Genomic DNA, 20631 nt, shown 5'->3' on the forward strand with positions numbered 1-20631 from the left:
GTGCATCCAGGAGGATTCGAACCTCCGACCGCTCGGTTCGTAGCCGAGTACTCTATCCAGCTGAGCTATGGATGCATCGGAAATGGCGGTGAGGCGGGGATTCGAACCCCGGATGCAGCTTTTGACCGCATACTCCCTTAGCAGGGGAGCGCCTTCAGCCTCTCGGCCACCTCACCTTACGCGTTCTTCCGAACCGTGCTTCTGAACTTGTTTCTGCTCATCGGCACTGCGTGGCGCACATATTACTTTCCCGGACTTATAAGTCAAACAATTTCTCCCGACTTTTTTCACTCACGCGTCTGATTGCACAAATGACGCACAATTCGGCTGATTTAGCGGCGAAAAGAGTGATTTATCAACAGCAAAAGCCAGGAGAGCAATGAAAAAACAGAGAGGGGTAAAACAGAAATAAATGAGCGGAGGAAGCAGAAAGGTAGCGTCTCGCCCATGAGCGAGACGCTGAAAACGTTAGTAACCCGTGGTTTGCGTTTTTTCAGCCTGAATACGCTGATAAATCTCTTCACGATGTACTGATACTTCTTTTGGCGCATTAACACCAATGCGGACCTGGTTACCTTTAACACCCAGCACCGTTACAGTCACCTCATCGCCAATCATGAGGGTTTCACCAACTCGACGAGTTAGAATAAGCATTCTTTGCTCCTTGAAAGATTAAAAGAGTCGGGCCTGTTCGGGTTCCCGGCCATATCCATCATATACCGCTGAACAATGCCTATGACAAATACACCATTGCGATTTGTCACGCCAATACATTCTGCTGATAATTAGTTTAGCCGAAATACACTACATCGACCGGACTTTGTCATTACCTGGTGTCCATTGCACTAAAAAGCGCCGGAACAGACGTTCCCGGCGCTATACAACGCTTAATTTTAATTGTTAAAGCCGGCTGCTTACCCACTCCTGTACGCCTGCCAGCGCGCCTGCCAGCGCCTGCGGATTGGTTCCGCCCGCCTGCGCCATGTCAGGACGTCCACCGCCTTTACCGCCCACCTGAACGGCCAGTTCGCCAATCAGCTCGCCTGCCTTCACGCGATCGGTCAGATCTTTGGTTACGCCCGCAATCAGCGAAACCTTACCTTCTGCGACCGTTGCCAGTACGATAACGGCAGACCCAAGCTGATTTTTGAGGTCATCCATAATCGTACGCAACATTTTAGGCTCAGTGTTGCTCAGCTCACTCACCAGCAGCTTAGCACCTTTGATTTCGATGGCGTTGCTGCTCAGTGATGCGCTCTCCTGTGCCGCCTGCTGATCGCGTAGCTGCTGCAGCTCTTTCTCCAGCGCACGGACGTTATCAACCAGACCGCGCACCTTCTCATTGAGATTGCTGCTGTTGGCTTTTACAACCTGGGCAATATCAGCCAGCTGATCGCTCTGCGCATGCAGCTGCGCAATAGCAGCCTCGCCGGTCAGTGCTTCAATACGGCGAATACCGGCAGCCGTGCCCGACTCAGACTGAATGCGGAACAAGCCGATATCGCCAGTGCGTGCAGCGTGCGTACCGCCACACAGCTCTACTGAATATTCACCCATGCTGACCACGCGTACACGCTGATCGTATTTCTCACCAAACAACGCCATTGCACCGCGCGCTTTGGCCTCTTCCAGATCCATGATATCGGTCTGAATCAGCAGGTTGCGGCGGATCTGTGCGTTGACAATATCTTCCACCTCACGGATCTGCTGCGGTTTCATCGCTTCAGAGTGCGAGAAGTCGAAACGCAGATATTTATCGTTATTCAGCGAGCCTTTCTGACCAACGTGATCGCCCAGTACCTCACGCAACGCTTCATGCATCAGGTGCGTTGCCGAGTGATTCAGGCGAATACGCGCCCGGCGCGCTTCGTTTACCTGCGCCTGCAGCGCATCACCGATACGCAGCTGACCGTGGGTGAGCTTACCGATATGTCCCAGTGCTTTGCCATACTTTTGCGTATCCTGCACGCTAAATTCAGCATTCTGCCCTGTCAGTACGCCGGTATCACCCACCTGCCCGCCTGATTCACCGTAGAATGGCGTGGCGTTCAGGATTACGACTGCATCCTGACCAGCTGTAATCTGCTCTACAGGCTGACCATCAACAAACAGCGCTTCAATGGTGGCATTCAGCGTAAGCGCTTCATAACCTTTAAAATCGGTTACGGCATCAACGCGAATAACGCTATTGTAGTCTGCGCCAAAGCCACTGGCTTCGCGCGCGCGCTGGCGCTGCTGCTCCATGGCGGCTTCAAATCCTGCCTCATCAATCTTGAGATTGCGCTCGCGGCAGACGTCAGCGGTCAGGTCCGCCGGGAAGCCAAAGGTGTCATAAAGACGGAATACGGTTTCACCATCCAGCGTATCGCCACTGACTTTTGCCAGCTCGTCATCCAGCAGTGCCAGGCCGCGCTCCAGCGTTTTAGCAAACTGCTCCTCTTCAGCCTTCAGCGCATTTTCGACCAGCTTCTGCTGACGCTTCAGATCTTCACCTGCAGCGCCCATGACCTCAATCAGCGGTGCAACCAGCTTATAGAAGAACGCCTCTTTGGCACCGAGCATGTTGCCATGACGGACCGCACGGCGAATGATGCGACGCAGCACGTACCCGCGGTTTTCATTCGATGGCATGACACCATCGGCAATCAGGAAAGCACAGGAGCGGATGTGATCCGCAATAACGCGCAGCGATTTGTTATTGAGGTCGCTCGCGCCCGTGACCTGAGCAACGGATTTAATCAGCCGCGCAAACAGATCAATCTCATAGTTGGAATTTACATGCTGCAGTACCGCCGCAATACGCTCCAGCCCCATGCCGGTATCCACTGACGGCTTAGGCAGCGGTTGCATGGTGCCGTCAGCCTGACGGTTAAACTGCATAAACACGATATTCCAGATCTCAATATAGCGATCGCCATCCTCTTCCGGGCTACCCGGCGGGCCTCCCCAGATATGGTCGCCATGATCATAGAAAATTTCAGTGCAGGGACCGCAGGGGCCGGTATCGCCCATCTGCCAGAAGTTATCAGATGCGTACGCGCTGCCCTTGTTGTCACCAATACGGATAATGCGCTCACGCGGGACGCCGATCTGGTCAGCCCAGATATCAAAGGCTTCGTCATCAGTTTCGTAGACGGTTACCCATAAACGCTCTTTGGGCAGGCTGAACCACTGCTCACCCGTCAGCAGTTCCCAGGCATAAGCAATCGCTTCCTGTTTGAAATAGTCGCCAAAGCTGAAGTTGCCCAGCATTTCAAAAAAGGTGTGATGGCGTGCGGTATAACCCACATTTTCCAGATCGTTATGCTTACCGCCTGCGCGTACACAGCGCTGCGAGGTAGTGGCACGCGTGTAGTCACGCTTGTCCTGACCAAGGAAAACGTCTTTGAACTGCACCATGCCGGCGTTGGTAAACAGCAGCGTTGGATCGTTATTCGGTACGAGGGAGCTGCTGGCTACAACCTGATGTCCCTTGCTATGAAAAAAGTCGAGAAACGCTTGACGGATCTCAGCAGTGCTCTTGCTCATAAAATTCCTGGAATCACGCTAACGAACGTTCCCTTTCGCTGACAAACCCTGTCTATCCGGTCCGTCGCTGACTGAGGAACAAAAAGTGGGAATAAGATAAAATTTCTGCAATAGGAAGTAAAATCACATTGCCTTTCAGTCGTCACTATTTCTGAAAACCGCCTGAATATCTTCCATCATAAAGCCTTTTGTCATGAGAAAGCGCTGTACTTTGCTTTTTTCTGCCCAGGTCTGCGGCAGCGGCTCGCCGAACTTCCGTCTGGCAAGCTCGGCAGCACACGCCGCCCAGTCCACGTCACTTTCTGCCAGCGCCTGATTAATTTCGTCGCGTCCGATACCTTTTTGCTGCAGCTCCATCCTGACGCGCTGCGGACCATACCCTTTACGCGCCCGACTCTGAATAAAACGCTCGGTGAATCGATTATCGTTCAGCCAGCCATTTTCCTGACACCAGTCGAGCACTTTTTCCAGTAGCTCATCCGGGATGGGAATATTTTCCTGCTGCTGCAGGTAGGCCGCGCGCTGACCCGACAGCTGCAATTTGCGCTTCAGTTCGCTGCGACTGTGATCGCGCTGTGACAGCAGCCGCATAGCGCGGTCGAGTAAACGGGAAAAGTCAGGTACCGGGGCCTGTGAGGATGTTGATGACATACGTATTAGCCTTACTGTTAGTAACGGGCAGGGTAAAGCATGAGGGCAGAGAGCGGAAGGCGTACAGAGGAGTATAAAAGAAAACGGGAGCATTGCTGCTCCCGCTGATATTAAAAGTCTTCGTTGATGTCGCCGGCTTTTTCCAGCTCAGCGTCAGAAGGCTCTTTGGTATTCGCTTCCGCTGTCGCACCTGTCAGCAGCGACTCACGCAGCTTGCTATCAATCTCATTAGCAATTGCCGGATTCTCTTTCAGGAAGTTAGTCGCGTTCGCTTTACCCTGACCAATCTTGTCGCCGTTGTAGCTGTACCACGCACCGGCTTTCTCCACCAGCTTGTGCTTCACGCCCAGGTCCACCAGCTCACCAAAGGTGTTAATACCTTCGCCATACATAATCTGGAATTCAGCCTGCTTAAACGGTGCAGCAATTTTGTTCTTCACCACTTTCACACGCGTTTCACTACCAACGACTTCATCACCCTCTTTGATCGCGCCGATACGACGGATATCAAGACGGACAGAAGCGTAGAACTTCAGCGCGTTACCGCCGGTAGTGGTTTCCGGGTTACCGAACATCACGCCAATTTTCATACGGATCTGGTTGATGAAGATCAGCAGCGTGTTGGACTGTTTCAGGTTACCCGCCAGCTTACGCATCGCCTGGCTCATCATACGTGCCGCCAGACCCATGTGCGAGTCACCGATTTCACCTTCGATTTCCGCTTTAGGCGTCAGCGCCGCAACGGAGTCAACGATGATGACATCAACAGCACCTGAACGTGCCAGTGCATCACAGATTTCCAGCGCCTGCTCACCGGTATCTGGCTGTGAACAGAGCAGATTATCGATATCTACGCCCAGTTTTTTCGCATAGACCGGATCCAGCGCATGCTCAGCATCAATAAAGGCGCAGGTTTTGCCTTTACGCTGTGCAGCTGCAATAACCTGCAGCGTCAGCGTGGTTTTGCCAGAAGCTTCCGGTCCGTAGATCTCTACGATACGACCCATCGGCAGACCACCCGCACCCAGTGCGATGTCCAGCGACAGGGAGCCGGTAGAAATGGTTTCTACATCCATCGAGCGGTCTTCACCCAGACGCATGATGGAGCCTTTACCAAATTGTTTTTCAATCTGGCCCAGTGCGGCAGCTAAAGCCTTCTGTTTGTTCTCGTCGATCGCCATTTACACTCCTAATCATGCCGGGTGAGCAAACACTGGCTGTGTCCGCCCGTTCTGTTGCCAATAATTATACTGTATAATCATACAGTATCAAGCCTAATTTATCAGAAATTGATCAAGCAGCGTCTGCAGCGCCCACGCCACCGACTGACGCCGTACCGCCTCACGATCGCCAGTAAAAACACAGCGTTGCGTGAGAATGCGCGCCGGTCCGGCAAGGGCAAACCAGACGGTGCCCACCGGCTTATCCGGGCTGCCGCCGCCGGGTCCGGCAATTCCACTGACCGCGATCCCGTAGGGCGCCTGCGCCGCCTGGCATGCACCTGTCACCATCTCACGCACTGTCTGCTCACTCACCGCACCGTAACGCGCGAGCGTCGCTGCCTGTACCCCTGCCATCTGCTGCTTGGCACTATTACTATAGGTGACAAATCCGCGCTCAAACCAGGCAGAGCTGCCGCTGATATCAGTGAAAACTTTGGCTATCCAGCCGCCGGTACAGGACTCAACCGTCGTCACGCTGGCGTGCCGCGCGATCAGTTTTTCGCCGATCTGATGGCTTAACTGCTGCAGCTGTTCATCATTCATCGCTTTTTCCTTTTGCGGCGCAACGATAGCAGTAAATGGAGCGGCTGACGGGGCTTTTCAACCAGCGGCAGCGAAATTTGCGGCCCCGCTTCCGCTGCCGCTGGCCTGATTTATTCCCATCCTGAACGGATGCGGGAAAGCGCACAGGAGGGTGCCGCCGCTGCCTGCCGGATTAGCCAGCGTCAGCGCCGCCTGATCAATCATAGTCGTTATCTGCGCCAGGCAGGCGCGGGCGTTTAGCCGCGAGTGAGACTGAAGCTATTGTCAGAGAGAATGGTGCAATGAGAACCGAAAGCGTGGAGCGTAAATACGCGCACAAGGAAAAGCAGGACGGCCTGTGCCGTCCGGCTGTCAGCTCTTCTTCACAAACTCAGATTTGAGTTTCATCGGGCCAAAGCCCTCAATTTTGCAGTCGATATTGTGATCGCCTTCGACCAGACGAATACTTTTGACTTTGGTACCGATTTTCAGCACCGAAGAGCTGCCTTTCACCTTTAAATCTTTGACTACGGTGACGCTGTCGCCATCTGCCAGTACGTTGCCATTAGCATCACGTACCAGCAGCGTATCGCCTGCTTCCGCACCGCTGGCCGACCAGATATGGCCACACGACGGACAGTTCAGGTTGTCGCCATCCTGCCAGGTGTAATCAGCCTGACACAGCGGACAGGCGGGTAAATGTTCCATGAGTGCTCCTGATAATCTGCATGCGGTGAAACGGCACCGCAAAGAGGGTGCCATCTTATATCCTCACACTTTATAAGGACAGTACTAAAGCAGATTACCCTGACGCGCTTTGGCAACCGCGTCTCCCAGCTGCCACACCGCCATGGCGTAGTGCGTGCTGTGGTTATAACGCGTAATCACATAGAAATTAGGCAGACCGTACCAGTACTGATAGCTGGTGCCGAGATCGAGCCGCAACAGGCTGGCTTCATTGTTACCGTCCAGTGAGCCCTGCGGTGTCAGACCGCTAGCGGCCAGCGTGGCAACCGGATAACGCGTCTTGAAGCCATTCTCCAGCACGGGTGCCTGCCCACTGGCCGGGACAGCGACCGACTCACCGCTGCGCCAGCCGTGCGCTTTAAAATAGTTTGCTACGCTGCCAATCGCATCAACCGGATCCCAGAGGTTAGTATGGCCATCTCCGTTAAAATCCACGGCGTACTCTTTATAGGATGAGGGCATAAACTGGCCATAGCCCATTGCCCCGGCAAACGATCCGCGCAGATCCAGCGGATCATCCTGCTCGGTGCGTGCCATCAGCAGAAACGTTTCCAGCTCGCTGCTGAAATAGGCGGCGCGACGCGGATAGTTGAAGGAGAGCGTCGCCAGCGCGTCCAGCAGACGCGTTTTGCCCATTACCCGACCCCAGCGCGTCTCAACGCCGATGATGCCCACAATAATTTCCGGTGGTACGCCATAAACCTGCTGCGCCCGCTGCAGAGCATCCTCATACTGATTCCAGAACGCTACGCCATTCTGTACGTTATCGGGCGTTATGAATTTTTTCCGGTAGCGCAGCCAGGCACCGTTTGGCCCTGCGGGCGGCGTATAGCTCGGCGCCTGCTGATCCATCAGGCGCAGCACGTAATCAAGCCTTTTTGCCTGGCCGATAACCGCATGCAGCTGATCGCGGTCGAAACCGTGCTTCGCTACCATCTGATCGATAAACTGCTCCGCCGCCGGGTTGCCGGCAAAGTCACCAAACATCGGCTGAACCGCATGCGAAGTGTCCAGCAGAAAGCCACCTTTAGGCGCCGGCACAACATCGCCTTGCTGGTGAGAAGCAGGCTTACTGCTGCAGGCAGCAAGCAGGAAAAAGAACGGAATGAGGGCAACCTTAATACGCATTAGATATCCATAAGCGAGCAAAAAACCTAAACGCTTATGGTAGACGTTCAGCGCATTGACGGACAGAATAATGTCGTAACTTTACGCGCTGCGTGCGCCCCCTCAACGCGAGGTTGCGCACGCAACAGGTTCAGGGTACCAGCAGCACTTTGATCGATTCACGACCTGATGCCATCGCAAAGCCCTGCTCCCACTCCGCCAGCGGAAAACTGTGCGTGACAATGCCTTCTGCGGTGAACCATTTTTTCTCAAAAAAGCTGATGACTGTTTCATAACAGTGCGGGCCAAGGTGCGAGCCGCGCACATCCAGCTCTTTGCGGTCGCCGATAATTGACCAGTCCACCGTGGCAGGCTTGCCAAAGACGCTGAACTCGACATAGCGGCCCATGCGCCGGATCATCTGCAGTCCCTGATTAACCGCCAGCGGGTTGCCGGTCGCCTCTATATAGATATCACAGCCGTAGCCGTCAGTGAGTTTGCGCACCTCCGCATCCACATCCTGCTCCAGCGGGTTGAAAACCAGATCGGCTCCCAGCTTTTTCGCCAGCGCCAGACGTTCCGGAATGGTATCCAGCACAATAAACAGTTTGGGATTTTTCAGTCGGATAGCCTGAATCATGCCGGTACCAAGCGGGCCGGCACCCGCCAGCACCACCACATCATTGAATTCAATCGCCGCGCGATTCACCGCGTGAACGGCACAGGCGAATGGCTCAATCAGCGCACACTCTTCGTGCGTCAGCGTATCAGGGATTTTATGTACCCGGCTGTTGGCTTTAAACAGCATATATTCGGTCATGCCGCCATCAGAGTCCTGCGTCTGAAAGCCGTAGATATCATGCTTTTCGCACATCCAGTATTTGCCATCTTTGCAGAAGCGGCACTGAGTACAGGGAATGATCTGCTCAGCGATTACGCGGTCACCAGGCGACACGCCAAAATGCTCCAGCGCGCCTTCGCCATACCCCACTACCGTGCCATAAAACTCGTGCCCTACCACCACGGGCGTTTTAACCCAGGCTTTTTCCGGATTGCCGTCTCCCCAGTACATGGGCGCCCCGTGCCAGCAGTGGACGTCAGAGGCGCAGATACCACACGCCCCGACTTTTACCAGCAGCTCACGTGCTTTCGGCTCAGGAAGCGGTAACGTTTCCAGGCGATAATCGCGCGGGCCGTAGTTCACCAGGCTTTTGATCTGTTGCGGCAGAATATTCATAGCATATCCTTTTCGATAAATGTTAACGTCAACATTGAATGATATAGAGATGACCCGCAGGTCATCTTAACGGTGTGCTTTACGCTTAACGGAACTCAGCCAGATTGCGCCCAGAATGATCCCGCCTTTAATCACAATCTGCACATAAGGTGAAACGCCCATCAGATTCAGACCATTGTTGAGAATGCCGAGCATCATCGCGCCCACTAATGTGCCAAGAATGGCGCCTTTTCCGCCGGCTATTGCCGCTCCACCCAGCACCACAGCAGCGATCGCATCCAGCTCAAAACCATTACCGGCGTTTGGCTGCCCGCTCATCAGACGCGAACTGAGCACAATGCCGGCCACGGCCGCCGTGAGTCCGCTGATGATATAGACCCAGAGCTTGGTGCGGGAGACGCGGATACCACTCAGGCGCGCAGCCTCTTCATTGCCACCGAGGGCGTAGACGTGGCGACCAAAGGGTTTCTGGTGCAGTAAGATCCACGCCAGTAAATAGACCACCAGCATGATTAAAATAGGCACCTGAATACCCAGCAGGCTGGCACGGCCAAACATCATGAAGCTTTCCGGCAGGCCGGAAATGGGATACCCCCCGGTATACATCAGCGCCAGTCCCCGTGCGATCCCCATACTGGCGAGCGTAACGATAATAGGCGGCATACGCAGCCAGGCGATACAGCCGCCATTTAAAGCGCCAAAGCCCATACCGATCAGTAATCCGGCCAGCACCGCCAGCGGCATCGGAATACCCGCCACCATCAGACCAGCAGCAACGGTACCGGAAAGCGCCATTACCGATCCTACCGACAGATCAATCCCGCCGGTTAAAATGGCACAGGTCATTCCCACAGCAATAATGGCGTTGATAGAGACCTGACGCGCCACGTTACTGAGGTTGTTCGCCGTCAGAAAGCTGTCGTTGAGAAAAATCATCACAATAAACAGCAGCACAAAACCCACAAACGGCAGAAAGGCGGGATGATGCAGGCATCGATCAAGCCGGCCGCGCCTGCGCGACGTTTGTGACAGCATGGAATTAGACAGAATACTCATGATGCGTTCCCCGTAGCGTGTAGCATGATGGTCTCAGCGTTGATTGCGGTATCGTGAAGCTCCTGCGCGATGTGTCCGTTGCGAAACACCAGCACCCGGTGGCAGAGGCCAATAATCTCCGGCAGCTCAGAAGAGATGACGATGATGGCGATGCCTTTACGCGTCAGCTGCTGCATCAGCTGATAAATTTCCATTTTTGCGCCCACATCGATACCGCGTGTGGGCTCGTCAAAAATCAGCACCTTACAGTCATTGTTCAGCCAGCGCGCAATGACCACCTTTTGCTGATTGCCGCCGCTAAGCGTATTGACCTCCTGCTCCGCTGACGGCGTCTTCACGCCAACCCTGCGGATAAGATCGCTGACCACTTCACGCTCGCGCACATGGTGCAGAAATCCGCCGTGGGTGATCTGCCGGTTCAGGGTAATGTTATGCGCGACGCTAAACGGCAGTACCAGCCCTTCGGTTTTCCGGTTTTCCGGCAGCAGCCCAATCCCCTGCTCTAAAGCATCGGCCGGACTGCGCAGCCGCAGCGGCTCGCCATTCAGCCGCACCTGCTTTTGCCAGCACGCCTGCGCCCCCAGCATCGCGCAGGCGGTTTCAGTGCGGCCCGACCCCACCAGCCCGGCAAAGCCGAGAATCTCTCCAGGCCAGAGCTGAAAGGCGTCTGCCGGCCCCTGACGCTGGCGCTGCAGGTTAACCTCGAGCAGCGGTAGCGTTGCCGCCGGTAGCGGCAGCTTGTCGGGAAAATGCTGTGCTACCTGACGGCCCACCATCATTTTTACCAGCTGCTCGCTGCTGCATTCGCTCACCGGGATGGTGCCAACATAGCCTCCGTCACGCAGTACCGTAATGGTGTCGCACACGGCAAAGATCTCCTCCAGATGATGCGAGATGAACAGCATGCCCACCCCCTGCTGTCGCAGGTCGCGCATCACCCGGAACAGATGCTCAGCTTCACCCGGCGTCAGCGTCGCCGTAGGTTCATCCAGGATCAGGATCCGTGCATCCAGCGCCAGCGCTTTGGCAATCTCAACAAATTGCTGCTGCGCCACGCTGAGATGCGTCACTGCAAGGTCCGGATCGAGCTCAACCCCCAGTCGCGCCAGCAGCGCCAGCGTACGATCACGCATCGTCTTGCGATCCAGCCATCCCCAGCGGGTACGCTGTTCGCGATTCAGAAAGATATTCTCTACTGCATTAAGGCCGGGTATCAGCGAGAACTCCTGAAAGACAATCCCCACGCCGGCTGTTATCGCCTGACGATAGCCAGCGAACTGCTGTGGCCGATCGTTGATACAGATCTCGCCGCTGTCAGGCTGATAAATTCCGCTCAGAATCTTCATCAGCGTGGATTTACCCGCTCCGTTTTCACCGAGCAGCGCATGAATTTCACCGGCTTGCAGCGTCAGATTAATGTTATTTAACGCGCGTACGCCTGGAAATGATTTACTGATTCCGTTGAGTTGCAGTAACGGCATGACAGCGCCTCCCCGGAGTGATTACCAGCTAAAGCCGCTGGCGTTCTCTTTCGTGATCAGTTTTACATCAAGCGGTACCGCAGCCGGCACCTGACTTCCCCAGTGCTTCGCCATCGCTACACCCAGCCCCAGCCGTACCATGTCGCGTGGGAACTGCGCAGAGGTGGCAATAAACGGCGAGCCCGCTTTTTCAATCTCTTTAACCGCTTCCGGCTGACCATCGACGCTGACCAGTTTCACATCTGCGCCATTAGCCTGAATCGCCGCCAGGGCCCCAAGCGCACCGGTATCATTGACGCTAAATATGCCTGCCAGATCCGGTGCCGCCTGCAGCATATTCTCGGTAACGCTCAGTGCGGTATCGCGCTCCTGCTTGCCGTTCTGACGGTTAACGATTTTGATGCCGGGATACTTCTTCATCGCATCTTCAAACCCTTTGACGCGTTCAATAATCGGCACTACCGGAATACCATCAAGAATGGCGACTTTACCTTTACCGCCCAGCGCTTTGGCCAGAAACTCTCCGGCCTGCAGGCCGGCATCATAATTTTTAGAGCCGACAAAGGAATCGATAGGGCCTTTGGCCTGAGCGTCAATCGCTACCACCACCACTCCCGCTTTTTTCGCCTCATTAACTGCGTTTTCAACACCATTGGTATCTGCCGGATTAATCAGCAGAATGTCGACTTTTTTCTGCAGCATGTCTTCAATGTCGTTGATCTGCTTTGAAACATCATGACGGGCATCTGCCTCAATAACCGTGGCCCCCATGCTGCCGGCGGCGTCCTTGAGCGCTTCCTGCATCGTGACAAAATAGGGATTATTCATTTCCTGGAAGGACATGCCGATGGTCAGCGGTTTTGCTATTGCTAACGCAGATGCCAGCATTAAAGGGGTTGTTACGCAGAGCGCCAGCAGGGTATTCAGTTTGCCTTTCATAGTTTTCTCCGGGTCTTTTCAGTTAACTGCTTGTCGTCGTTACGAAATAAAGCCGGTACACGAAACACTGCGCAACCACACCTGAAATGTTGACGTTAACATAGGAGCAAAAACGTCTTATCTGCCAGGAATACGCCCTGTGAGGATGAATAAATTCATTCCGCCAGAAGTGAGATCAAAATTTAAACACCAGGAATGACAACGTCAACATCCGCTGACGAGCAAGTTTGAGATTCTTGCGGCATGTCACATCTTCTTAACATCGCTTTCAGTGCTGTTACAGAAAAAACCACCAGGCATCTGAAACTAAAGGTTTTTCAGGAAGCCATTGATCATCACGCGGGTTTCATAGGGGCGGCCCTCAATGGCAGAGATGATATTTTCTGACACTACCCGCGCCCACTGCCCGGTATCATGGGCGACATAAGGAATAATCTGATTAAAATCGTCGGCACAGGGGACTTCATCGACAGAGATAAAGCGGGTGTCATGCATCCCCCACTTATTGGCCAGAGCGATCGCCGCCAGCGTGATCATGCCATTTAATCCCACGATGGCATCGTAGCGTTCAGTAGTGGTAGAGAACCATGACTGGATCATCGCCTTAGCGTGTTCGTAACGGTAGTCGGTATAAAGCGCGTGCAGATTAACATGCGCATTAATACCGCTACGGATACCGGCAATACGCTGCTGTGTGATATGGGAATGTTCACTGCCGCCGATCACCAGCACATTACGATATTCTTTTTTCATTATCGCGTCTGCGACCAGTTCACCGGCACGACTGTTGTTGATATAAACTGCCGGCAGCGAAGTATCAAACTGACGATCCAGCTGGATAAGCTGGCTCGAAGAGTGACGCACCACGTCAATATGGCTTTTGTCGTAGCGGTCAGAATCCTCTACCACCGACAGAATAATCCCTGCCGCTTTGTAACTGACCAGCGTCTGCAGCGCGCGCGCCTCAATCTGCCGGTTACCGTTCGTGGTAAAGAACATGACCGAATAGCCTTTAGCATCTGACAGACGGCACACCTCTTTAATGATGTGGGAATAGACAATATTGAAGGTGTCGTCGGTGACCACGCCAATAATACGGCTCTGGCTGGCCTTGATAGTGCGGGCAAAGGCGTTGGGAACATAGTTAAGCTTGCGCGCGGCGGCAAGGATCCGCTCGCGCGTTTCGGGTTTAACCTTATCAGGCGCAGTAAACACGCGCGAAACGGTGATATTGGTTACGCCTGCAATCTGCGCAATATCTTTAATGGTGGCCGCTTTGGTGCTTTTTCGGGTCATAACATTCGCTATCGGCAGTATCAGCAAGAGTAACGCGATGGTAGCAGCTTTAATGAAATGTTGACGATGACATTTTACGTGCTCAGTGCAGAAACAGGGCCGGCGTAGTGTGCAATTCTGAAGCGCCCCGAAGAAACAGCCCTGTGCGCCGGTTTTCCTGCTATACAGACTTCGTTATCATAATCAGCACACAGTCGTGAACACATTCAGGTTAATGGCCGCCCTTCAGCTATCATCGGGCAACAAGTTGAGCCTTAAACGGGTTTTACGCCGTAATACAGCGCTGAAAGGCAGATAAATGATAATCAACATCATGTATCGCGCTGCTTATGTTTAAACATGGAAACCCTAATACTATGAGTACATTAGAGAATATCAGCGCTCACACGCCAATGATGCAGCAGTATCTGCGCCTGAAAGCCGATCATCCTGACATCCTGCTTTTTTACCGTATGGGCGATTTCTACGAGCTGTTCTTTGATGACGCAAAACGCGCCTCGCAGCTGCTGGAAATCTCCCTGACCAAACGTGGCGCCTCCGCTGGCGAGCCGATTCCAATGGCGGGTGTGCCCTATCACGCCGTAGAGGGCTACCTGGCAAAGCTGGTGCAGCTGGGCGAGTCGGTGGCGATTTGCGAACAGATCGGCGATCCGGCGCTGAGCAAAGGGCCGGTTGAGCGCAAGGTGGTGCGGATTGTTACCCCCGGCACTATCAGCGATGAGGCGCTGCTGCAGGAGCGCCAGGATAACCTGCTGGCTGCTATCTTCCAGAGCCAGCGCGGCTTTGGTTACGCCACGCTGGATATTAGCTCCGGGCGTTTCCGCCTGAGCGAACCGGGCGATGCTGAAACCATGGCCGCTGAGCTGCAGCGCACCAATCCCGCCGAGCTGCTCTACCCTGAAGACCTGCAGGCAATGTCACTGATCGATCAGCGCCGCGGGCTGCGGCGGCGTCCGCTGTGGGAGTTTGAGATCGATACCGCGCGCCAGCAGCTGAATCTGCAGTTTGGCACGCGCGACCTCAGCGGGTTTGGCGTGGAGCAGGCGCATCTGGGGCTGCGGGCAGCGGGCTGTCTGTTGCAGTACGCTAAAGATACCCAGCGCACCACCCTGCCGCACATCCGTTCTCTGAGTATGGAGCGCCAGCAGGACAGCGTAATCATGGACGCAGCCACGCGCCGGAACCTTGAAATCACGCAAAACCTGGCCGGCGGAATCGATAACACGCTGGCGGCAGTACTGGACAAAACCGTCACGCCCATGGGCAGCCGCATGCTGAAGCGCTGGCTGCACATGCCGCTGCGCGATATTGCGGTGATCACCCGACGTCAGGATGCCATTGCAGAACTGCAGTCGCTGAGCGACGCGCTGCAGCCGGTACTGCGCCAGGTCGGCGATCTGGAGCGCATACTGGCACGCCTGGCGCTGCGCACTGCCCGCCCGCGCGATCTGGCGCGCATGCGGCATGCGTTTCAGCAGCTGCCGGAAATCAATCAGCTGCTGACCGGCGCAGAGGCCGGGCAGCTGGTCACTCTGCGCACGCAGATGGGCGAATTTGCTGAGCTGCGCACGCTGCTGGAGCAGGCGATCATTGAATCACCGCCGGTACTGGTCCGTGACGGCGGCGTCATTGCGCCGGGCTATAACGCTGAACTCGATGAGTGGCGGGCGCTGGCCGATGGTGCCAGTGACTATCTCGACCGGCTGGAGATCCGCGAGCGGGAAAAACTGGGGCTGGATACGCTGAAAGTCGGCTTTAATGCGGTGCACGGTTACTATATTCAGGTCAGCCGTGGGCAGAGTCACCTGGTGCCCATCCACTATGTTCGTCGCCAGACGCTGAAAAACGCTGAGCGCTACATTATCCCTGAGCTGAAAGAGTATGAAGATAAAGTTCTGACCTCCAAAGGCAAGGCGCTGGCGCTGGAAAAAGGCCTCTATGAAGAGCTGTTCGATCGCCTGCTGCCGCATCTGGAAGCGCTGCAGCTGAGCGCGGCCGCGCTGGCCGAGCTGGATGTACTCGCCAGCCTGGCAGAGCGCGCCTGGACGCTGAACTACTGCCGGCCGGTGCTGCAGGAGAAAGCGGGGATCCGCATTACCGCAGGCCGGCATCCGGTGGTTGAACAGGTGCTGAAAGAGCCCTTTATTGCCAACCCACTCTCGCTGTCGATGCAGCGGCGCATGCTGATTATCACCGGACCCAATATGGGCGGTAAAAGCACCTATATGCGCCAGACCGCGCTAATAGCGCTGATGGCGTGGATCGGCAGTTTTGTGCCGGCTGAAGAGGTGGTGATCGGCCCGGTGGATCGTATCTTTACCCGCGTCGGCGCAGCAGACGACCTCGCCTCCGGCCGCTCCACGTTTATGGTTGAGATGACAGAAACCGCAAACATTCTGCATAACGCTACGGAAAATAGTCTGGTACTGATGGATGAGATAGGCCGCGGGACCTCAACCTATGATGGTCTGTCCCTTGCCTGGGCGTGCGCCGAAAATCTTGCCAGCCGGATTAAAGCGATGACGCTGTTTGCCACCCATTATTTCGAGCTGACCACGCTGCCGGAAAAAATGGAGGGCGTCGTGAATGTTCATCTGGATGCGGTTGAACATGGCGATACTATCGCATTTATGCACAGCGTGCAGGAGGGTGCCGCCAGCAAGAGCTATGGCCTGGCGGTAGCGGCGCTGGCAGGCGTGCCTAAAGAAGTGATCAAACGCGCGCGGCAGAAGCTGAAAGAGCTGGAGACGATCTCCATGAGTCAGAGCGCTTCGTCAACCGGAGGAGCGCAGCTGCCACTGCTGGTGGCAGAAACCTCACCCGCAACAGATGCGCTGGAAGCGCTGGATCCTGACAGCCTGACGCCAAAACAGGCGCTGGAGTGGATCTACCGGCTGAAAAGCCTGGTCTGATACACGGGCAAAAAAAAACGGTGACCTGACAGGTCACCGTTTTTGCTGCTGATTATGGCTTATTCACGAAACAGTGCTTCGATATTGAGGCCCTGTGTCTGCAGGATTTCCCGCAGGCGACGCAGCCCTTCAACCTGAATCTGACGAACGCGTTCACGGGTTAACCCGATTTCACGACCCACATCTTCCAGGGTTGCCGCTTCATAGCCTAACAGGCCGAAACGACGCGCCAGCACTTCACGCTGCTTGGCATTGAGTTCAAACAGCCACTTAACGATGCTCTGTTTCATGTCATCGTCCTGCGTGGTGTCTTCCGGACCGTTGTCTTTTTCATCGGCCAGGATGTCCAGCAGCGCTTTTTCGGAATCACCACCCAGCGGGGTGTCAACCGAGGTAATACGTTCATTGAGACGCAGCATACGGCTTACGTCATCAACTGGCTTATCCAGCTGCTCGGCAATCTCTTCCGCACTCGGCTCATGATCGAGCTTGTGTGAAAGTTCACGCGCGGTACGCAGATAAACGTTCAGCTCTTTAACAATATGAATCGGCAGGCGAATTGTACGGGTTTGGTTCATGATAGCCCGTTCAATAGTCTGACGAATCCACCAGGTAGCGTACGTTGAAAAACGGAACCCGCGCTCCGGGTCAAATTTTTCTACGGCACGAATCAGGCCAAGGTTACCCTCTTCAATCAGGTCCAGCAGGGCCAGACCACGATTGCTGTAACGACGGGCAATCTTCACTACCAGGCGTAAGTTACTTTCAATCATGCGGCGGCGAGAAGGAATATCGCCTCGTAAAGCACGACGCGCAAAGAAGACTTCTTCTTCTGCCGTCAGCAACGGAGAATAACCGATCTCTCCGAGGTAGAGCTGCGTCGCATCCAGTACTCGTTGCGTCGCACCCTGTGACAACAGCTCTTCTTCTGCTACTTCGCTATCACCAGGTTCGTTCTCAACAAGAGCTTTCTCATCGAAAACTTCAGCTCCGTTCTCCTCGAATTCCGCATCTTCATGTAACTCATTAACTTTCAGCGTATTCTGGTTCATAAGCGGCTCCTACCCGTGATCCAAGGGCAGAACACCAAAGGTTCTGCCGGATTATCGCTGCGGTAAATAACGCAACGGATTTACGGATTTCCCCTTGTAACGAATTTCAAAATGCAATCTAACTGAACTGGTACCGGTGCTACCCATGGTAGCTATCTTTTGCCCCGCCTTAACTTCCTGTTGTTCCCGGACCAGCATTGTATCGTTGTGGGCGTAGGCGCTCAGATAATCATCGTTATGCTTAACGATGATCAAATTACCGTACCCGCGCAACGCGTTACCTGCGTACACCACCCTTCCCGATGCGGTAGCGACAACAGATTGTCCGCGAGACCCGGCGATATCGATACCTTTGTTTCCGCCTTCCGCAGCAGAGAAGTTATCGATGATCTTGCCATCAGTCGGCCAGCGCCAGCTCCCCACCGGGGTTGAGCTATTTGTAGTGCTGCTGACTGTAGGCGGTGCGGTAACCGGAGCTGTGGTCGTTGCCACATTAGTTGCTCCTTTCGACGGTAGCATTTTCCCACCTGTCGAACCTGAATCATCAGAATACGTAATAACAGGTTGCTGTGCAACAGCCGGGGATTTAATTTGCGTTTGAGTATTGGTTCCAGGGGTGCCGCTCTGGCTGGCATCGGCCGCTGTAATCGCATTTCCACCGGTAATTGTCTGACCGTTACCGTTGCCAACCTGGAGGGTTTGGCCGGCGCTCAGGCCGTACGGCGCGGGGATGTTGTTGCGCTGAGCCAGATCGCGGAAATCGTTGCCGGTAATCCAGGCGATATAAAACAGCGTGTCGCCACGCTTAACGGTATAGGTTTCACCGCCGTAACTGCCTTTCGGAATATTCCCGTAATTTCGGTTGTAAACAATTCGTCCGTTTTCAGTCGCTACATTATTACTGGTACTAATCATTCCGCCCGCAGGCGCGGCAGAAGGTGCATTATTGCTTAACATTCCACCTTGTGGCATAGCGGGTACCGGGGAACTCTGCCCGGCGACCATACCCCCTCCTTGTGGAGCGGCCATGCCGCCGCCCTGAGGTGTCAGCATACCGCCGCCATTACTGCTGCCGACCTGACTGATAGGCGCCTGCGTGTTATCGCCAGAGCTACAGCCAGCCAGCCAGAAACCTACCAGTGAGACTGCCGCCAGACGGCGTAATTGAAATGCGGTGCTTCCTGTGCTCATTGCTCCCCCGTGATGGCAATACTGGTCAGAACTCTCTTGCGGCCTGAACCGCATAATTCTCTACGCGTATGGTTTCAAACGCGCATCGGTATCGAAAAAGAGGATAGTAACAATATCACCTGCGCCATGCCACGCCGGGATTGTGAAGAAATACGTAAGATCGCCCTTACGCCAGGTCGCCCTGCACCAGCGGAACAAAGCGTACCGGCTCGATAATCTCTTCGGTCAGCTCGCCTTTTCGGCGGCGCAGACGCTTAAGCACCTGATGGTCCTCCCCCACCGGCAGCACCATTCTGCCGCCTTCCCCGAGTTGTGCTATCAGCGCAGTCGGAATTTCAGGCGGTGCCGCGGTAACAATGATGGCATCAAACGGCCCGCGCGCGGGCCAGCCGAGCCAGCCGTCGCCGTGCCGGGTAGAGATGTTGTGCAGGTCGAGCTGTTTCAGACGGCGCTTAGCCTGCCACTGCAGCCCTTTGATGCGCTCAACGGAGCAGACGTGATCGACCAGGTGCGCGAGAATCGCGGTCTGATAGCCGGAGCCGGTACCAATTTCCAGCACGCGTGAGTGCGGGTCCAGCTCCAGCAGCGCGGTCATACGCGCCACCATATAGGGCTGAGAAATGGTCTGTCCGCTGCCGATGGGGAGTGCCGTGTTGTCCCACGCCTTGTGCTCAAAGGCTTCATCTACAAAGCGCTCCCGCGGTACATCGGCAATCGCCTGCAGCAGACGCTCATCAGTAATGCCCTGCGCCCGCAGCTGGGCTAACAGCGTGTCGATGCGCCGGTTTATCATGCCAGTGAGACCTCTGCCTGCAGCAGCCAGTCCTGCAGAACGCTCTGCGCGGGGTGGGCGGTGAGATCGACATGCAGCGCCGTCAGCGAAACATAGCCGGCGTCAACGGCAGCAAAATCGGTGTCAGGTCCGGCATCAAGCTGGTCACCAGGTGGACCGATCCAGTAGAGCGGCTGGCCGCGTGGATCTTCAGTGCAAATCACCTGATCCGCCGGGTGGCGGCTGCCGCAGCGCGTAACGCGAAAGCCTTTAATCTGCGCCAGCGGTAAATCGGGCACATTAATATTGAGGATGCGTCCGGTGCGCAGCGGTGCCCGGGAGAGCGCGCGCAGCAGCACACAGGTTACGGCTGCAGCAGTGTCATAATGCGTATGGCCATTCAGCGACACCGCAAGCGCCGGCAGGCCGAGATGCCGGCCCTCCATCGCAGCCGCGACGGTACCGGAATAGATGACATCATCGCCCAGATTGGGGCCGGCATTGATGCCTGAAACCACAATGTCGGGACGCGGCTGCATCAGCTTATTCACGCCAAGAAAGACGCAATCGGTGGGCGTGCCCATCTGTACAGCGATATCGCCGCTGGCATGCGTAAAGGTACGCAGCGGCGTTTCCAGCGTCAGCGAATTAGAGGCGCCGCTGCGGTTGCGGTCAGGTGCCACCACCTGGACCTCAGCAAATTCCCGCAGCGCATGCGCCAGCGTCTGAATGCCAGGCGCATGGATTCCATCATCGTTACTGAGCAATATCCGCATCTGTTTCTGACCTTTGTTCATTAACCGGTCCCCGCCAGCCTGTGCCGGCGGTGCGAAAAATCGGGCGCAACTACGCCAGTGGCCGGTGAGACAGGGATAGGTGCATTCTAGCGATGAGGCGCAGGAAGTGGTAGACGTAAA

Annotated in this window: 17 protein-coding genes and 2 tRNA genes; 1 reads left to right on the forward strand and 18 read right to left on the reverse strand. The window is 55.2% G+C overall.

From position 1 onward, the window contains the following. Nucleotide 1: 1 nt before the first annotated feature. The 14 genes from SB719_RS17400 to SB719_RS17465 all read right to left on the reverse strand — a co-directional run bounded on the left by SB719_RS17400 (nt 2) and on the right by SB719_RS17465 (nt 13787). Nucleotides 2–75, reverse strand: a tRNA-Arg gene (locus SB719_RS17400). Nucleotides 76–83: 8 nt separating this feature from the next. Beyond that, nucleotides 84–176, reverse strand: a tRNA-Ser gene (locus tag SB719_RS17405). A gap of 292 nt (nt 177–468) precedes the next feature. Continuing rightward, on the reverse strand, nt 469–654 hold the full coding sequence (csrA, locus tag SB719_RS17410) for a carbon storage regulator CsrA (RefSeq protein ID WP_039379826.1): 186 nt from the start codon (nt 652–654) through the stop codon (nt 469–471). 246 nt (nt 655–900) lie between these two features. Beyond that, nucleotides 901–3528 (reverse strand): alanine--tRNA ligase, encoded by a 2628-nt coding sequence (gene alaS, locus SB719_RS17415; protein WP_065648342.1) that lies wholly within the window; start codon nt 3526–3528, stop codon nt 901–903. 135 nt (nt 3529–3663) lie between these two features. Continuing rightward, the gene (locus tag SB719_RS17420; RefSeq protein WP_304234320.1) at nt 3664–4179 is read right to left on the reverse strand and encodes a regulatory protein RecX; all 516 of its coding nucleotides are present in this window, start codon (nt 4177–4179) and stop codon (nt 3664–3666) included. 110 nt (nt 4180–4289) lie between these two features. Continuing rightward, nucleotides 4290–5360, reverse strand: coding sequence for a recombinase RecA (gene recA / locus SB719_RS17425; protein WP_065648341.1), 1071 nt, complete (start codon nt 5358–5360; stop codon nt 4290–4292). 93 nt (nt 5361–5453) lie between these two features. Next, nucleotides 5454–5945, reverse strand: a complete 492-nt coding sequence (gene pncC / locus SB719_RS17430) for a nicotinamide-nucleotide amidase (RefSeq protein ID WP_065648340.1) — start codon at nt 5943–5945, stop codon at nt 5454–5456. A 351-nt stretch (nt 5946–6296) separates the two neighbouring features. Then, the gene (locus tag SB719_RS17435; RefSeq protein ID WP_065648338.1) at nt 6297–6632 is read right to left on the reverse strand and encodes a zinc ribbon domain-containing protein YjdM; all 336 of its coding nucleotides are present in this window, start codon (nt 6630–6632) and stop codon (nt 6297–6299) included. 84 nt (nt 6633–6716) lie between these two features. Further along, nucleotides 6717–7799 (reverse strand): lytic murein transglycosylase B, encoded by a 1083-nt coding sequence (gene mltB, locus SB719_RS17440; RefSeq protein ID WP_412159517.1) that lies wholly within the window; start codon nt 7797–7799, stop codon nt 6717–6719. A 130-nt stretch (nt 7800–7929) separates the two neighbouring features. Continuing rightward, on the reverse strand, nt 7930–9015 hold the full coding sequence (locus SB719_RS17445; RefSeq protein WP_065648336.1) for an alcohol dehydrogenase catalytic domain-containing protein: 1086 nt from the start codon (nt 9013–9015) through the stop codon (nt 7930–7932). Nucleotides 9016–9081: 66 nt separating this feature from the next. Further along, nucleotides 9082–10050 (reverse strand): ABC transporter permease, encoded by a 969-nt coding sequence (locus SB719_RS17450; protein ID WP_039385622.1) that lies wholly within the window; start codon nt 10048–10050, stop codon nt 9082–9084. A 17-nt stretch (nt 10051–10067) separates the two neighbouring features. Next, nucleotides 10068–11552, reverse strand: coding sequence for a sugar ABC transporter ATP-binding protein (locus SB719_RS17455; protein WP_304234318.1), 1485 nt, complete (start codon nt 11550–11552; stop codon nt 10068–10070). Nucleotides 11553–11573: 21 nt separating this feature from the next. After that, the gene (locus SB719_RS17460) at nt 11574–12440 is read right to left on the reverse strand and encodes an ABC transporter substrate-binding protein (protein WP_412159524.1); all 867 of its coding nucleotides are present in this window, start codon (nt 12438–12440) and stop codon (nt 11574–11576) included. A 357-nt stretch (nt 12441–12797) separates the two neighbouring features. Continuing rightward, nucleotides 12798–13787 (reverse strand): LacI family DNA-binding transcriptional regulator, encoded by a 990-nt coding sequence (locus SB719_RS17465; protein ID WP_304234314.1) that lies wholly within the window; start codon nt 13785–13787, stop codon nt 12798–12800. 356 nt (nt 13788–14143) lie between these two features. Between SB719_RS17465 and mutS the strand changes: the two genes are divergently transcribed. Further along, entirely contained in the window at nt 14144–16699 is a 2556-nt protein-coding gene (mutS, locus tag SB719_RS17470; RefSeq protein ID WP_065648331.1) for a DNA mismatch repair protein MutS, read from the forward strand. A 59-nt stretch (nt 16700–16758) separates the two neighbouring features. Here the strand turns inward: mutS and rpoS are convergent, their stop codons facing one another. The 4 genes from rpoS to surE all read right to left on the reverse strand — a co-directional run bounded on the left by rpoS (nt 16759) and on the right by surE (nt 20490). Beyond that, nucleotides 16759–17751 carry an RNA polymerase sigma factor RpoS gene (gene rpoS, locus SB719_RS17475; RefSeq protein ID WP_039330767.1) on the reverse strand — a complete coding sequence of 331 codons (993 nt, stop codon included), beginning with the start codon at nt 17749–17751 and terminating at the stop codon, nt 16759–16761. 51 nt (nt 17752–17802) lie between these two features. Next, nucleotides 17803–18942, reverse strand: coding sequence for a murein hydrolase activator NlpD (nlpD, locus tag SB719_RS17480; protein ID WP_065648330.1), 1140 nt, complete (start codon nt 18940–18942; stop codon nt 17803–17805). Nucleotides 18943–19108: 166 nt separating this feature from the next. Beyond that, a complete protein-coding gene (locus tag SB719_RS17485; RefSeq protein WP_065648329.1) occupies nt 19109–19735 on the reverse strand; it encodes a protein-L-isoaspartate(D-aspartate) O-methyltransferase in 627 nt (208 codons plus the stop codon). Continuing rightward, a complete protein-coding gene (surE, locus tag SB719_RS17490; RefSeq protein WP_304234357.1) occupies nt 19732–20490 on the reverse strand; it encodes a 5'/3'-nucleotidase SurE in 759 nt (252 codons plus the stop codon). The genes SB719_RS17485 and surE overlap by 4 nt, the downstream gene beginning before the upstream one ends. Nucleotides 20491–20631: the final 141 nt, after the last annotated feature.

Source organism: Pantoea sp. SIMBA_079, from assembly GCF_046940275.1.
Classification (GTDB): Bacteria; Pseudomonadota; Gammaproteobacteria; order Enterobacterales; family Enterobacteriaceae; genus Pantoea; species Pantoea borealis.